This is a genomic window from Herbidospora solisilvae (assembly GCF_009901565.1).
Classification (GTDB): Bacteria; Actinomycetota; Actinomycetes; order Streptosporangiales; family Streptosporangiaceae; genus Herbidospora; species Herbidospora solisilvae.
In genome coordinates this window covers 179,778-193,999 of record NZ_WXEW01000010.1, presented here as the reverse complement: position 1 = coordinate 193,999, position 14,222 = coordinate 179,778, and the positions used below count along the sequence as shown (strand labels likewise).

The following is a 14,222-nucleotide window of genomic DNA, read 5'->3' as shown; positions in this document are numbered from 1 at the left end:
CACCATGCCGAAGATCGTGAACCACGACGAGCGCAGGGAAGAGGTCGTCGCCGCGGCCCGGCGCATCATCCTGCGTGCGGGAATCGATGCCGCGACCACGCGAGCGATCGCGAAGGAGGCCGGCTACTCCAACGGCGTCCTGACCCACTACTTCGCCGACAAGGACGAGATCCTCCTGTCGGCCCTGCGGTCCAGCCACCGCCGGATCACCGAGCGCCTGGCCGAGAAGCTGACCGGCCTGACGGGCCTTGCGGCGCTGCGGGAACTCCTCCTCGACAACCTGCCCATGGACGAGGAGCGCGTGCAGGAGACCGGCCTGGAGATCGGCTTCTGGGCCCGCAGCCTGACCTCTCCGGAGCTGCTGCGCACGCAGCGAGAGGAGGCGGCCGACCTCCACCTGCTGCTGCGGACCCTGCTGCAGAGCGCCGCCGACGCCGGGGAGATCGCCGACGAGGGGCTCGACGACACGGCGGAGCGCCTGCTCGCCCTCGTGGACGGGCTGAGCCTGCACCGCCTGCTCTATCCCGACCGGGCGTCGAGGATCGAGGAGATCATGCTCGCCGAACTCGACCGGCTCCGCCTGCCCTGAGAAGACGGAACCCCGGCGGCCGGCCGGGGTTCCGTGGGCCTCAGGCGCTGCGGTGGGGCTCGAAGCGCATCGTGCGGGAGACGCCCACCCGGACCGTCGTGCCGGGCATGATCGTGACCGACTCGTTCGGGGGGATGTCGTAGAAGTTCGGGTCGCCCGGGGGCTGGATCTGGGTGCCGTTGACCGAGCCGAGGTCGATCAGGTTCACGTCCCAGTTCTCCAGGGTGACCCTCAGGTGGCGGCGGGAGACCGAGCCGTCGGGGCTGGTGACCCTGGCCGGGCGGGCGTCGCCCGACTGGACCTCGGGGGCGCGCTCGGGGTCGCGGCCGAGGATGTAGTCGCTGTCGAGGGTCAGCGCCATGCCGTCGTCGAGGAGCAGGACGCCGAGCGCCGGACGCGGGCCCTTGTAGGGCACGAGGTCACGGGTCGACAGGGGCACGCCGCAGACCGCGCAGTAGGGCGCGCGCGGGTCGTTGAAGTGGTCGTTCTTGCAGTCGACGCCGTGGACCATGGGACCGAGGCGCTCCGGGGCGGCGTCCATCTGGGTGGAGTCGCTCGGGTCGTCGGCGGGCGGTTCGGGCTGCGGCTGAGGCTGGGGCTCGAAGTGGCCGCTGTCGTGGCGGCGCTCGTCGTGCTGGGGCGGCAGCGGCTCGGCCACCGGCGGCTGCGGGGCGCCCATCGGCGGCGGGCCCATCGGCAGGCCGGGCGGCGGGCCGAACGGGCCCGGTCCGGGGTGCGGCGGAGGCTGCATCGGGCCGCCCACGGGCGGCGGGTCGTAGGGCGCCGGCGGGTCGTAGGACGGCTGGCCGTACGGCGGCACGCCCGGCGGGGGCGGCGGCTGGTGGGGGATCATCGGCTGCTGCGGGCCCGAGGGCTGTGAGGCGTAGGGGTGACCCGGCTGGGGCGGCGGGGAGGGCTGCGGGATCGGGTGGGGCCGGTGCATCGTGTGGCCGGTCGCCGTGTAGTCGATCTCGGCGCCGCCGCCCGCGACCACACCGCCGTCGAGGCGCGAGTAGGGGCTGGACGGGCCCGAGCCCGGCAGGCGCAGCTCGACCCGGCCCACGGGGCCCGCCACCAGGCGGTCGGCCCAGGTGAGGGCGTCCTGCCCCGAGACCACGAAGTCGCCGTCGGGGGCGCCGAAAAGGTGGGCCGAGGCCGCGCCCGACACCAGCACCGCCACGCCGCCGCCGGTGGGACCGGCGGCCGCGATCGTCGGCGGGTCGTCGTTCATGGAGCGCGCCAGAACCTGCGCGACCTTGCGGACCAGGGTCCGTCCGTCGCCGCCGTTCTCGGCGGTCTCCCGCACCGCGTCGAGCAACTCCTCCACCTGCGCCGAGCCCGGCCCGCACACCAGCGCCAGCCCGTTCAGGTGAGCGACCACACCGTCACCCGGAAGCGGACGGACCACCCCCGCGCCCTGCTCCGTCACAGAACTCTCCTCCGGCCATACCTAACTTCTGATCGTTTGACCAGAACATTAGTGGTGCGCGCGCCAGATGACGAGTGGGGGTGATCCCTCCCGATCTGGTCAGACGCCGGTGAAGACCCGGTTGACGTCGGCGGTGGCGAGCACGCCGTAGATTTCGCCGCCCCGTTCGACGAGCAGATACTCGCCCGCGGGGTGGTCGCGCATCGCGTCGATCAACGACTCCCCCTCCAGGTCGGCGCCCAGGACCAGCGCCGGTTCGAGGGAACGTGCCAGCGACCCGACGGTGATCCACGGGCGGCGCGGCTCGGGGGTCGCGTTGACGGCGGCCTCGTTCACGATCCCGGTCGGACGCCCCTCGTGGTCGACGATCACCAGCGCCCCCGCGCCGCCCTCACGGGCCCGCCGCAGGGCCTCGGCGAGCGGCACGTCGGAGGCGACCGGAAGGGCCCGCCGGGCCAGTGCGCGGGCCCGGACCTGAGGCAGCCGGGACCGGACCTTGGCGACGCGCAGCGACTGCGTCGCGCCCATCCAGATGAACGACGCCAGGATCATCGACCACACGATGGCGGTGAAGTCGGGCTCCTGCCCGGCCATCAGCGGCAGCACGAGCTGGTAGAGCACCACGATCACGGCGACGCCCCGGCCGACCCAGGCGGCGGCGACGGTGCCGGAGTTGGCGTTGCGGGTGAACCGCCACACCCCGGCCCTGAGCATCCGGCCGCCGTCGAGCGGCAGGCCGGGCAGCAGGTTGAAGACGCCGACGATCAGGTTCGAGATCCACAGGATGTAGAGCAGGACGTGGGGGATGGTGCCCTCTTGGAGGAACTGCTCGACGCCGTAGAAGACGCCGGCGAGGCCGAGCGAGGCGACGGGACCGGCGAAGGAGATCAGGAACTCCTTGCCGGGGGTGTCGGGCTCCTGCTCGATCTCCGAGACCCCGCCCAGCAGATAGAGGGTGATGCGCTTGACCGGGAGACCATAGGCCTTGGCGACCACGCAGTGGGCCAGTTCGTGGACGAGCACCGATATGTAGAGCAGCACCGCGAAGAGCAGGGCGACTGAGTAGTGCACGAACGATGAGAAATCCGGCAGTTGCCCGGCGGCCACCGGTTCGTACGTGATCGTGATGAACGCGGCGACGATCAGCCACGTCGGCGACACGTAGACCGGGATCCCGAACGGGCGGCCCATCCGCAGCCCTGGGGACGGTGTGCTCATAACGGTCTGGTTCCCCTTCCTTGGCATGGATCCTACGCGCCGTCCCCCGGCCCGGAGGCTGGCGGGAAGCCGCGCGGGGCCCGGAAGTGTCGGGGCCATGGCCTATCGTCTGGGCATGACCCTGACCGAGGAGCGCGCCGTCATCGGCGCGTTGTCCCCCTCCCGTGCCGGTGACTTCATGACCTGCCCGTTGCTCTACCGGTTCAGGGTGATCGACCAGCTGCCCGAGAAACCCTCGGCGGCGGCCGTGCGGGGCACGCTCGTCCACGCCGTGCTCGAACGCCTCTACGACCTGCCGCCCGGGGCGCGCACCGTCGCGGCCGCCCGCGACCTGCTCGAACCGCAGTGGCGGCGGCTGCTGGAGGAGGAGCCCGCCTACGAGGGGCTGTTCGCGACCGACGCCGAGCGCGACGAGTGGCTGGAGCAGGCGCGCGGCATGGTCGAGCGCTACTTCGTGCTCGAAGACCCGACGGTGCTCGAACCGGCCGAGCGGGAGCTCTACGTCGAGGCGGTGCTCGACAGCGGCCTGATGCTGCGGGGTTACGTCGACCGGCTCGACGTCGCGCCGACCGGGGAGATCCGGGTGGTCGACTACAAGACCGGCGCCGCCCCCGGGCCGCACTTCGAGGCCAAGGCGCTGTTCCAGATGAAGTTCTACGCCCTGGTGTTGTGGCGGCAGCGCGGCGAGATCCCCCGGCTGCTCCAGCTCATGTACCTGAGCGGCCAGGGCGAGGTGCTGCGCTACCAGCCCGACGAGGCCGACCTGCGGGCGACCGAGCGCAAGGTCGAGGCATTGTGGCAGGCGATCGAGCGGTCGCTGACGACCCGCGAGTGGCACCACCGGCCGTCCCGGTTGTGCGGCTGGTGCGACCACCAGGCGCTCTGCCCCGAGTTCGGGGGCACTCCCCCACCCGTACCCGAGGAGAGGCCCCGGCCGACGCGGCGGCTGACGGCCCGCGCGGCGACCGACGAGCTCTGAGCGGCGGGCTCGTCCTCACGGATGAGGTCCGCGGGCCGGAGGACGCCTAAATTGATTGCGTGCGCACCTCCCCCCGTCGGCAGCTGATCAGCGACTCAGTCCTCGCGGTCGTGGTGACCGCGTCCTCGCTGCTCTTCGTCCTGTCGACCGGGCCGGGCAGCGGCGGCTGGGAGCCGCCGTCGGCCTTCGGGACGCGGCCGGCCGACTGGTTCAGCCTGCTGCTGGTCGTCTCGTGCACGCTGCCGCTGGTGTTCCGGCGGCGGTGGCCGTTCCTGCTCCTGCTGGCGACCACCGTGCCCGCGCTGGTGCTCAACGGGATGGGCTACCACCCCGGGCTGGCCGACTTCGCGGCCGTCATCCTGCTCTACACCGTCGCGACGCTGCGGGGGCTGGCGCTGAGCGTGCTGGCGGCGGTGGTGGTCATGGCCGGCTACCTCGCCGGGGCGCTGCCCGACACCCATGAGCTCGGGTGGGCCGACCACGCGGTCGTCGTGGTGGTGACCGCGCTGGTGTGGGTGGTCGGACGCACGATCCGGCTCCGGCGGGCCTATCTCGGTGAGCTGGTCGACCGGGCCGACCGGCTCGAACGAGCCCGTGAGGCCGACACCCGGGCGGCCCGCGCCGAGGAGCGGTCGCGCATCGCCCGGGAGCTCCACGACGTCGTCGCCCACCACGTGTCGGTGATGACGGTGCAGGCCGCCGCCGCGCGCACGATGCTGGAGAAGGACCCCGCGGTGGCCCGCGACGCGCTGGTCTCCATCGAGGAGATGGGACGCACGGCGATGGCCGAGATGCGCAACATCGTCGGCGTGCTGCGCACCGACGGGCCGGCCGAGCGCGGCCCGCAGCCCGGCATGGACGACCTGCCCGGCCTCGTCGACCAGATGCGCGAGGCGGGGCTGACCACGCAGCTGTGGCTGGAGGGCGAGACGCGGCAGCTTCCCCCGGGCGTCGACCTGGCCGCCTACCGGCTGGTCCAGGAGGCGCTGACCAACAGCCTGCGGCACGCCGGGCCGGCCGCCCGCGCGTGGGTGACCGTCCGCCACGAGCCGAGTGAGCTGATGGTGCACGTCGAGGACGACGGCCGCGGGCTCGTGCTGAAACGCGAGAACGGCGGCAAGGGGCACGGTCTGGTGGGCATCAAGGAGCGAGTTGCCCTCTATGGTGGAGTTCTGCGGATCGGCCCGCGTCCGGGGGGCGGATTCGAGGTCCGGGCCCGCTTTCCCCTCAAGGACAGATAAATGCCGATCAGGGTGTTGTTGGTCGACGACCAGCCGCTGCTGCGCACGGGGTTCAGGTTCATCCTGGAGGCCGAGACCGACGTGACCGTGGTCGGCGAGGCGGGCGACGGGTCGACCGCGATGGACCAGTCACGGGCGCTGCTGCCCGACGTGGTCCTCATGGACATCCGGATGCCCGGCATGGACGGCATCGAGGCGACCCGCCGGATCGTCCGCGACGCCGCGCCCTCGGCCCACGTGCCCCGGGTGCTGGTGCTGACCACCTTCGACCTCGACGAGTACATCGTGGAGGCGCTGCGGGCCGGGGCGAGCGGGTTCCTGCTGAAGGACGTGCCGCCCGCCGAGCTGGTGCAGGCGATCCGGGTGGTGGCCAGCGGCGACGCGATCGTGGCGCCCAGCGTGACCCGGCGGCTGCTCGACAAGTTCTCCACCCGCCTGCCGTCGGCGCAGCAGCAGGCCTCGCCGACGCGGCTGGCCCGGCTGACCGAGCGGGAGCTGGAGGTCCTCAAGCTGATCGCCAAGGGCCTGTCCAACGCCGAGATCGCGCGTGAGCTGGTGGTCAGCGAGACGACCGTGAAGACCCACGTGGGCAACGTGCTGACGAAGCTGGGGCTGCGCGACCGGGTGCAGGCGGTCGTGCTGGCCTACGAGACGGGGCTGATCACCCCCGGGGCGCACCCCTGACCGGGTTTCCCCGAATCGGGCCGCGCGACCGGGCAGGCGGTCGCGGCGACCCGTCGGCGGTGGCCGTCAGGACTTTCGCAGTTCCTTGAGCAGCAGGTCCTTCACCTCGGTCGCGTGGTACTTGTCGCCGTCCCACGGGCCGATCAGCACCGGGCCGTCCTCCGGGGAGTCCGGGAGACGACCGTGGCTGCCCGACACCTGCTTCGGGTCGAGGGGCACGACCGACATCTCGTAGCGGAAGCCCATCTTCTTGCGCAGCAACGCCTTGGCGGCGATGGCCTTGCTGGTCATGAACAGCTCGGCGGGGTCGTAGCCGGGCTTGCGGTGGATCTCGACCAGCTTGGCGAAGTCGGGGGCGCGGTCGTCGTCGAGCCAGTAGTAGTAGGTGAACCAGGCGTCGGGCTCGGCCACGGCGACCAGTTCCCCGGCGCGTTCGTGGTCGAGGCCGTACTTCTCCTTGCCGGCCTGGTCGAGGACCTCGTCGACGCCGTCGAGGCCGGCGATCAGGTCGCGGACGCGCGGGATGTCGGCGGAGTCGCGCACGTAGACGTGCGAGATCTGGTGGTCGGAGACCGCGAAGGCGCGGCTGGTCCACGGGTCGAGATACTCCATGCCGACCTGGGTGTAGACCTCCAGGAGGCCTTCGCGGCGCAGGGCGCGGTTGATGTCGACGGCCTTGGAGGCGTTGGTGATGCCGTACTCCGACAGGATGACCGGGTTCTGGTCGAGCAGCGGCACCAGCGCCTGGTCGACGGCCTTGGCGGCGTCGACGGCCTGCTGGGAGTCGGGGCCGAAGCGCTGCAGGTCGTAGTCGAGGTGCGGGATGTAGACCATCGTGAGGTCGGGCTTCTCCTCGTTGATGATCTTGCGGGTGGCGCCCACGATCCAGTTCGATGAGGTGATGCCGGCGTTCGGGCCCCAGTAGGTGAACAGGGGGAACTCGCCCAGGTCGTTCACCAGCTTGTCGTGCCACTCCGGGGGGCGCACGTAGGCGTCGGGCGACTTGGCGCCGTCGGCGTGGTAGATCGGGCGGGGGGTCACCACGAAGTCGGAGTTGGTGCCCATGGCGTACCACCAGCAGACGTTGGCGGTCTTGAGGTCGCGGGTGACGTCCCAGATCTGCTCGCCCTGGATGAGGGCGTTGTGCTGGCGCCACAGGAAGACCTCGCCGAGGTCGCGGAAGTACCATCCGTTGCCGACGATGCCGTGGTCGCGGGGCATCGCGCCGGTCACGATGGAGGCCTGCACCGAGCAGGTCACCGCAGGCAGCACCGGCGTGAGCGCGGCGGCGTTGCCCAGTTTCGACACGTTGGGCATGTGGGCGAGCAGGCGCGGGGTGAGCCCGACCACGTTGATAACGAGCATGGTTATGTCCTCAGGAATGACGTCGCAGGAATTCGATGGATCTCTGGGCGACCGCCGGGGCGGCGTGGCTGTGCCGGGCCAGCTCGACCGCGATCATCCCGTCGAATCCGCGCAACTCCGCCATGACGGGCGCGAACTCGATCTCTCCGTCGCCGAACTCCAGATGTTCGTGGACATCTCGCCGCATGTCCTCGATCTGGACGTGCACCAGGTAGGGCGACGCCCGCCGGACGCACTCGGCGACCGGCCAGGGTTCCAGGCACTGGCAGTGCCCGATGTCGAGGGTCAGCCCGAACCGGTCGGGCTCCCCCAGCCGCTTGCGCAGCCGCTCGTAGGAGGCCAGGTCGTCGACGAGCATGCCGGGCTCGGGTTCGAACCCGAGCACCACGTCGTGCTCCTCGGCGTCGGCCAGCAGGGTCTCGCAGTGCGCGGTCAGCCGGTCCCACGCCAGGTCGTCGGGCACCTCGTCGGGGCGGATGCCGCTCCAGAGGTGGACGACCGGCGCCCCGAGGTCGGCGGCGACCTCGATGGCCCTCTTCGTGTACGCCACCCGCGCCCGTGCGTCCTCGTGCAGCAGCGTCGGGTAGTGCTTGCGGAACCGGTCGAGGGTGTAGCGGCCACCGGTCTCCACGACGACGCTCAGCCCGAGGCGGCCGAGTCTGGTCGCCACCCGGCTGACCTCGTCGAACGTGGGGTCGGGGCCGAGGTGGCCGTGGTCGAGGGTGAGCGCGACGCCGGTGTAGCCCAGGTCGGCGAGCACACTGAGCGCGTCGTCGAGGGAGTGGTCGCGGAACCCGTTGGAGCAGTAGCCGAAGTTCATGCCGTCGACATCTTCGACGAGAGCCAGCGGCCCACCGGGAGCGCGGCCAGCAGGCCGAGCCCGGAGAGCGTCTTGCCGCCCCCGGCCACGGCCGCCGACTGGAGCGGCACGAAGCCCATGATCGAGGCCCGGACCGCCTGGCGCACCTGCTCGGGGTCGGGCTTGCCGCGCAGCGCCAGCGTCGCCTTGCCGCCGCTGGCGGCGTACCCGGCGATGAGGGCGGCCGCGGTGGCCTTGTCGGCCGCCGAGCCCGCGCCCCGGGCCACCGAGACGGCCGCGAGACCGGTGGCGGCGGCCGTACAGGCGAGGGCTCCGCGGACGGTGGCCGGGCTCGCCCCGGACACCTCCGCGCGGCCGAGGATGCTGATGCCGTAGGTGTGCGCCCCGACGGCGAAGGCCATCGGCGTGGCGCGGCCGGCGCCCAGCATCACGTCGAGCGTGCGGCAGGCCGCCATCGAGGCGGGACCGGCCGGGGTGTGCTTCAGGCCCATGTCGTACGCCCACACCGCCCCCGCCAGCAGCGCGGAGATGGCGAAGCCCTTCTTCCCGCCCGCGAGCGTGGCCGCGGCGATCCCGGCCCCGGTGAGCCCGGCGGCGATGCCGAGGGCCTGGTTGGCCGAGATGCGCCCCGAGGGGATGGGCCGCTCGGGCCGCTCGACCGCGTCGATGTCACGGTCGGCCCAGTCGTTCAGGGCCATCCCGGCCCAGTAGAGCAGCACCGAGGCGGCGGCCAGGCCGGGGGTTCCGCTGCGCCCGGCGAGCGCGGCGCCCGCCATGGTGTCGCCGGGGACGGACAGGGTGGCCGGGGCGCGCACCAGTTCGAGTGCCGCCCTTAACCCGATTCGACTCATTTACGACTTCCGATCACTTACCAAGCTAGATGATCGGATGTTTCCAGACTTTTCGTCCGATAGCGAGCCCTTGACCTGCTTCAAGGTAAATCCGCGCATATCGTCCGAGTGCATACCGCGGGCCGCCCACTCGGTGAGCGGGCGGCCCGGAAGGGACGAGGCTAGGCCACCGTGGCCGGGGTCTCCGTCTTCGACGGGGCGTTCTCCGGGAAGTGGCAGGCGACCGCGTGGCCCGGGGCGAGCTCCGCCAGGGGCGGTTCCTGGGTCTTGCAGATCTCCTGGGCCTTCCAGCAGCGCGTGTGGAAGCGGCAGGCCGGCGGGGGGTTGAGCGGCGAGGGCACGTCGCCGGTGAGGCGGATGCGCTCGCGGCCCTCGCGCTGCTTCGGGTCGGGGATCGGGACCGCCGACAGCAGGGCGTTGGTGTAGGGGTGCATCGGCGAGCCGTAGAGGCCGGCCCGCTCGCCCACCTCGACGATCTTGCCGAGGTACATGACCGCGACCCGGTCGGAGATGTGCCGCACGACCGACAGGTCGTGGGCGATCACCACGTAGGTCAGGTCGAGCTCGTTCTGCAGGTCTTCCAGCAGGTTGACGACCTGGGCCTGGATCGACACGTCGAGCGCCGAGACCGGCTCGTCGGCGATGATCAGCTTGGGCTTCAGGGCGAGAGTGCGGGCGATGCCGATACGCTGCCGCTGGCCGCCGGAGAACTCGTGCGGGTAGCGGTTGTAGTGTTCGGGGTTCAGCCCGACCAGTTCCAGGATGTCCTGGACGGCCTTCTTCGTGCCCTGCTCGGTCTCGATGCCCTGGATCCGGAACGGCGCGCCCACGATGGCCCCGACGGTGTGCCGGGGGTTCAGGCTGCTGTACGGGTCCTGGAAGATCATCTGCATGTCACGCCGGAGCGGGCGGAGCTTGCCCTGCTTCATGTGCGTGATGTCGTGACCCTCGAAGGTGATCTTGCCGCCGGTCGGCTCGATCAGCCGGGTGATCAGGCGGCCGGTGGTGGTCTTGCCGCAGCCCGACTCGCCCACCAGGCCCAGCGTCTCGCCCTTGCGCACGTCGAAGCTGATGCCGTCGACCGCCTTGACCGCGCCGACCTGGCTCTTGAACAGGCCCTTGGTGACCGGGAAGTGCTTCTCCAGTCCCTCGACGGACAGGATGGTTTCGGTCATCAGGACTCCAGCTTCGGCTTGATCTCGGTGGCCCAGATGTCCCGCCGCTCCTCACGGGAGAGGTGGCAGCGCACCAGGTGGCCTCCCTCGGTCTCGACCAGATCGGGCACGACCGTGCTGCCCTTGCCGCCGGTACGCGGCTCGAAGGCGCAGCGGGGGTGGAAGGCGCAGCCGGACGGCACGTTGATGAGCGAGGGCGGGCTGCCCTTGATCGGCAGCAGCCGCTCGGTCACCTCGCGGTCGAGGCGGGGCATGGACCCCAGTAGACCCCAGGTGTAGGGGTGCTCGGGCCGTTCGAAGATGTCGTCGGCGGAGCCGTACTCGATGCACTTGCCGCCGTACATCACCAGGATGTCGTCGGACAGTTCGGCGACCACGCCCAGGTCGTGGGTGATGATGATCAGCGCGGCGTTGAAGTCGCGCTGCAGGTCGCGCATCAGGTCGAGGATCTGCGCCTGCACGGTCACGTCGAGCGCGGTGGTCGGCTCGTCGGCGATCAGCAGCTCGGGGTCGCACGACAGGGCCATGGCGATCATCGCGCGCTGGCGCATGCCGCCGGAGAACTCGTGCGGGTAGCTGTCGACGCGGCGGTCGGGCTGCGGGATGCCGACCCGGCCGAGCATGTCGATCGCGTGCTTCTTGGCGACCTTCTTCGACACGTCGTTGTGGATCCGGTAGGCCTCGATGATCTGGTCGCCCACCGTGTAGTAGGGGTGCATCGCCGACAGCGGGTCCTGGAAGATCATCGCCATCTTCTTGCCGCGCAGCGAGCGCACGTGCTCCTGCGAGGCCGAGACGAGTTCCTCGCCGTCGAGCCAGATCTCACCGGAGATCTTGGCCCGGCCGCCCTTGTGCAGGCCCAGGATGCTGAGCGAGGTGACGCTCTTGCCGGAGCCCGACTCGCCCACGATGCCCAGCGTCTTGCCGCGTTCGAGCTGGAACGACAGGCCGTCGACCGATTTGACCAGGCCGTCGTCGGTCGGGAAGTGGACCTTCAGGTCGTTGAGCTGGAGGAAGGTCATGACAGCCGCACCCTCGGGTCCACGACCGCGTAGAGCAGGTCGACGATCAGGTTGGCCACGACGATGAAGAACGCGGCCAGCATGGTGAAGCCCATGATCTTGGGCAGGTCGTTGGCGGCGATGGCCGTCGTGGCGTACTTGCCGAGGCCCTGGAGGGAGAAGGCGTTCTCGGTCAGGATCGCGCCGCCGACCAGGATGCCGACGTCGAGACCGAAGATCGTGACGATCGGGGTCAGCGCGGCGCGCAGGCCGTGCTTGCCGATGACCTTGCTCTCCTTGAGGCCCTTCGCTCTGGCGGTGCGGATGTAGTCCTCACCCATCGTGTCGAGCATGCCGGCCCGGGTGAGGCGGGCGTAGGCCGCGGCGTTCAGGAACGCCAGGGTGAGCCAGGGCAGGATCAGGTTGTACGCCCACATCCCCGGATTCTCCGTCAAGGGGGTGTACGCGCCTCCTGGGGCGGTGATGCCCAGACCGTACGAGAGCAGCGAGAGCGCCACCAGACCCGTGAAGAACGGGGGCAGCGACACGCCCGCCAAGGCGATGATCATCGCTCCCCGGTCGAAGACGGAGCGTCTCTTCAGCGCGGACAGCACGCCGACCGAGACGCCGATCACGAGCCAGATGACCGAGGCGCCCGCGGCGAGCGAGAGCGTCACGGGGAGCCGGTCGACCAGGTCGGGCCAGACCGGTTGCTTGGTGACGAAGGAGTACCCGAGGCAGGGGGCGGGGCACTGCTCGACACCGGTGCCGTAGTCGTACTCGGAACCGACGAAGACGCCCTTCACCCATCGGCCGTACTGGACGACGACGGGGTCGTGCAGCCCGAGCTTCTGCGCGACGGCCTGGACCGTCTCGGCGGTGGCGGCCCGGCCGACATAGCGGTTGGCGATGTCGTCGGGCGTGACCCCCGCCAGGCGGGGCACCACGAAGAAGATCGAGAATGTGACCGCGCTGACGATGAACAGCATGGCCAGGGCGCCGATCAGGCGCCTGATGATGTAGGTGACCACTGTCCCCCCTCGGCGATAGGGGGCCGATCCGGTGGGACCGGCCCCCTGCCTGCCGAACCTAAGGCCGGTTTGCTACTGCTGGACGCCGAGCGCCAGGTAGTCGTACATGTCGAAGGCGCCGGTGACGAACTGGTTCGTCACGCCCTTGCCCCGGAGCAGCAGACCCTTGGCGTAGACGGCCGGGAGGACGTAGGCGCCCTCCATGACCTTCTGGTCGATCTCGCCCCAGACCGCGTCACGGCCGGCCGTGTCGGCGGTGGCGAAGGCCTTGTCGACGAGCGCGTCGATGGCCGGGTCCTTCACCGACAGGTTGTAGTTGCCGGCCGCGCGGATGGTGCGGCTGTCGACGATCTGGGACAGGAAGCCGAAGCCGTCGTTCCAGTCGGCGCCCCAGCCGTTGGTGGCCAGGCCGATGCCGTTGGCCTTGGTGTACTCCGGCTTGCCCGCGTAGGCGGTGAAGTACTCCGAGGTCGGGAAGCCCTTCAGGGTCAGCTTGATGCCGACCTTGGCGAGCGCCTGCTGCATCGACTCGGCGGCCGCCTGCTCCTTCGGACGGTCGGAGCGGAAGGTCATCGTGGTCTCGAAGCCGTTGGGCTGGCCGCAGGCCGTGAGGGCCTCCTTGGCCTTGGCCTCGTCGCCGTTGGCGGTCGGGTAGAGGTCGAGCTTCTTCCAGCCGCCGATGTTGGAGGGCATCAGCGAGGTGGCGATGTCACCCGCGAGCTGGCCGCCGTAGGCGTTCTGCAGGCCGACGCGGTCGGCGGCGTAGATGACCGCCTTGCGGCACTCGATGTTGTCGAGCGGCGGGTTGTCGTTGAGGATCGAGATGTACCAGGTGCGGGCCGAGACCGGGTTGTCGGCGCGCTCGCGCAGGGCCGGGTCGCTCTGGATGGAGCCGAGGGCGGCCGGCTGGACGCCGGTGCCCGCGATGTCGACGTGCAGGTCGCCGGCGATGATCCGGTTGTCGAGGTCGTTGGCCTCGACGCCGAGGCTGATCTCGTACTTGTCCGGGAGCGCCTTGCGGACCGGGTCGGTCGCCGGGTCCCAGTGGGGGTTGCGGACCAGCACGTACCGGCTGCCCTGCTCGACGGTCTCGAACATGTACGGACCGGAGGCCACGACGTGGTCGCGGTACTTGATGCCGGTGTCCTTGGCCTGCGGGACCGGCACGGTGGCCGGGAGCGCGGCGAAGTTGTCGAAGCCGGAGTAGGGCTTGTTCAGGTGGAAGACGATCGTCTGGTCGTCGGGGGTCTCGATCGCCGAGTCGGTGTTGACGTCGGGCGTCTTGTAGACCGACTTGAAGTCCTTCGGCAGGTCCAGCCAGTCGTTGAAGTACGTCGGGCCGTTGACGAAGGTCTCCTTGTCGAGCTGACGGAGCACCGCGTACTTCACGTCCTTGGACGTGATCGGGGTGCCGTCCTCGAACTTCACACCGGCGCGCAGCTTGTACGTCCAGGTCTTGCCGTCGTCGCTGCTCTCACCCAGGCTCTCGGCCAGGTCGGGCACGAGCTCGCGGCCCTTGGCGCCCGGCGCCGGGTTGTAGGTCACCAGCGGGCGGCCGTAGATGCGCAGCAGGTTCCACGACATGCCGTAGTAGGTGTCACCGGGGTCGATGGAGTCCCAGTCCTCGGTGACGGCCATCTTGAGGGTGCCGCCCTTCGCGTCGGAAGGGTTGGTCACGTTCTCAAGACCGGCGTTGAAGCCCGCCGCGCCACCCGCCGACGCGGCCGGCGCCGAGGTGCCACCGCCCTCGTTCGCCGGCGTGCCGCCGCCGCCACAGGCCGACAGGGCCAGGGCGAGAACGGCACCGGCGGCCGAGACGACCAGTGCTTTCTTCTTCAT

Annotated in this window: 13 protein-coding genes; 4 read left to right on the top strand and 9 right to left on the bottom strand. The window is 70.6% G+C overall.

The features are described 5' to 3' along the window. Positions 1 to 4: 4 nt before the first annotated feature. Complete coding sequence (locus GT755_RS31470; RefSeq protein WP_161483210.1) at positions 5 to 589, top strand: TetR/AcrR family transcriptional regulator; 585 nt, start codon at positions 5 to 7, stop codon at positions 587 to 589. A gap of 40 nt (positions 590 to 629) precedes the next feature. Here GT755_RS31470 and GT755_RS31465 read toward each other — a convergent pair whose 3' ends face one another. After that, positions 630 to 2,018: an FHA domain-containing protein gene (locus tag GT755_RS31465; RefSeq protein ID WP_161483209.1), complete on the bottom strand. Its 1,389-nt coding sequence runs from the start codon at positions 2,016 to 2,018 to the stop codon at positions 630 to 632. A 99-nt stretch (positions 2,019 to 2,117) separates the two neighbouring features. Next, positions 2,118 to 3,236 (bottom strand): site-2 protease family protein, encoded by a 1,119-nt coding sequence (locus tag GT755_RS31460; RefSeq protein WP_161483208.1) that lies wholly within the window; start codon positions 3,234 to 3,236, stop codon positions 2,118 to 2,120. A gap of 115 nt (positions 3,237 to 3,351) precedes the next feature. Here GT755_RS31460 and GT755_RS31455 point away from each other — a divergent pair, with 115 nt between their 5' ends. From GT755_RS31455 to GT755_RS31445, 3 genes are read left to right on the top strand one after another with little or no spacing between them, the layout of a single operon-like run. Further along, positions 3,352 to 4,215, top strand: coding sequence for a RecB family exonuclease (locus tag GT755_RS31455; RefSeq protein ID WP_161483207.1), 864 nt, complete (start codon positions 3,352 to 3,354; stop codon positions 4,213 to 4,215). 59 nt (positions 4,216 to 4,274) lie between these two features. Then, the gene (locus GT755_RS31450; protein ID WP_328794613.1) at positions 4,275 to 5,456 is read left to right on the top strand and encodes a sensor histidine kinase; all 1,182 of its coding nucleotides are present in this window, start codon (positions 4,275 to 4,277) and stop codon (positions 5,454 to 5,456) included. Next, positions 5,457 to 6,140, top strand: a complete 684-nt coding sequence (locus tag GT755_RS31445; RefSeq protein WP_030452369.1) for a response regulator — start codon at positions 5,457 to 5,459, stop codon at positions 6,138 to 6,140. Between the two features lie 66 nt (positions 6,141 to 6,206). On the opposite strand, the gene GT755_RS31440 is transcribed toward GT755_RS31445, so the two are convergent. From GT755_RS31440 to GT755_RS31410, 7 genes are all read right to left on the bottom strand, one after another. Then, positions 6,207 to 7,505 (bottom strand): alkaline phosphatase family protein, encoded by a 1,299-nt coding sequence (locus GT755_RS31440; RefSeq protein WP_161483206.1) that lies wholly within the window; start codon positions 7,503 to 7,505, stop codon positions 6,207 to 6,209. Between the two features lie 10 nt (positions 7,506 to 7,515). Then, positions 7,516 to 8,325: a sugar phosphate isomerase/epimerase family protein gene (locus tag GT755_RS31435; protein WP_161483205.1), complete on the bottom strand. Its 810-nt coding sequence runs from the start codon at positions 8,323 to 8,325 to the stop codon at positions 7,516 to 7,518. Then, positions 8,322 to 9,176 carry an SCO3242 family prenyltransferase gene (locus GT755_RS31430; protein ID WP_161483204.1) on the bottom strand — a complete coding sequence of 285 codons (855 nt, stop codon included), beginning with the start codon at positions 9,174 to 9,176 and terminating at the stop codon, positions 8,322 to 8,324. Before GT755_RS31430 ends, GT755_RS31435 begins: the two co-directional genes overlap by 4 nt. A 161-nt stretch (positions 9,177 to 9,337) precedes the next feature. After that, a complete protein-coding gene (locus GT755_RS31425; RefSeq protein ID WP_161483203.1) occupies positions 9,338 to 10,351 on the bottom strand; it encodes an ABC transporter ATP-binding protein in 1,014 nt (337 codons plus the stop codon). Then, on the bottom strand, positions 10,351 to 11,373 hold the full coding sequence (locus GT755_RS31420) for an ABC transporter ATP-binding protein (RefSeq protein WP_161483202.1): 1,023 nt from the start codon (positions 11,371 to 11,373) through the stop codon (positions 10,351 to 10,353). Before GT755_RS31420 ends, GT755_RS31425 begins: the two co-directional genes overlap by 1 nt. Continuing rightward, positions 11,370 to 12,383, bottom strand: coding sequence for an ABC transporter permease (locus GT755_RS31415; RefSeq protein WP_161483201.1), 1,014 nt, complete (start codon positions 12,381 to 12,383; stop codon positions 11,370 to 11,372). Before GT755_RS31415 ends, GT755_RS31420 begins: the two co-directional genes overlap by 4 nt. Positions 12,384 to 12,455: 72 nt before the next feature. After that, positions 12,456 to 14,222, bottom strand: a complete 1,767-nt coding sequence (locus GT755_RS31410) for an ABC transporter substrate-binding protein (protein ID WP_161483200.1) — start codon at positions 14,220 to 14,222, stop codon at positions 12,456 to 12,458.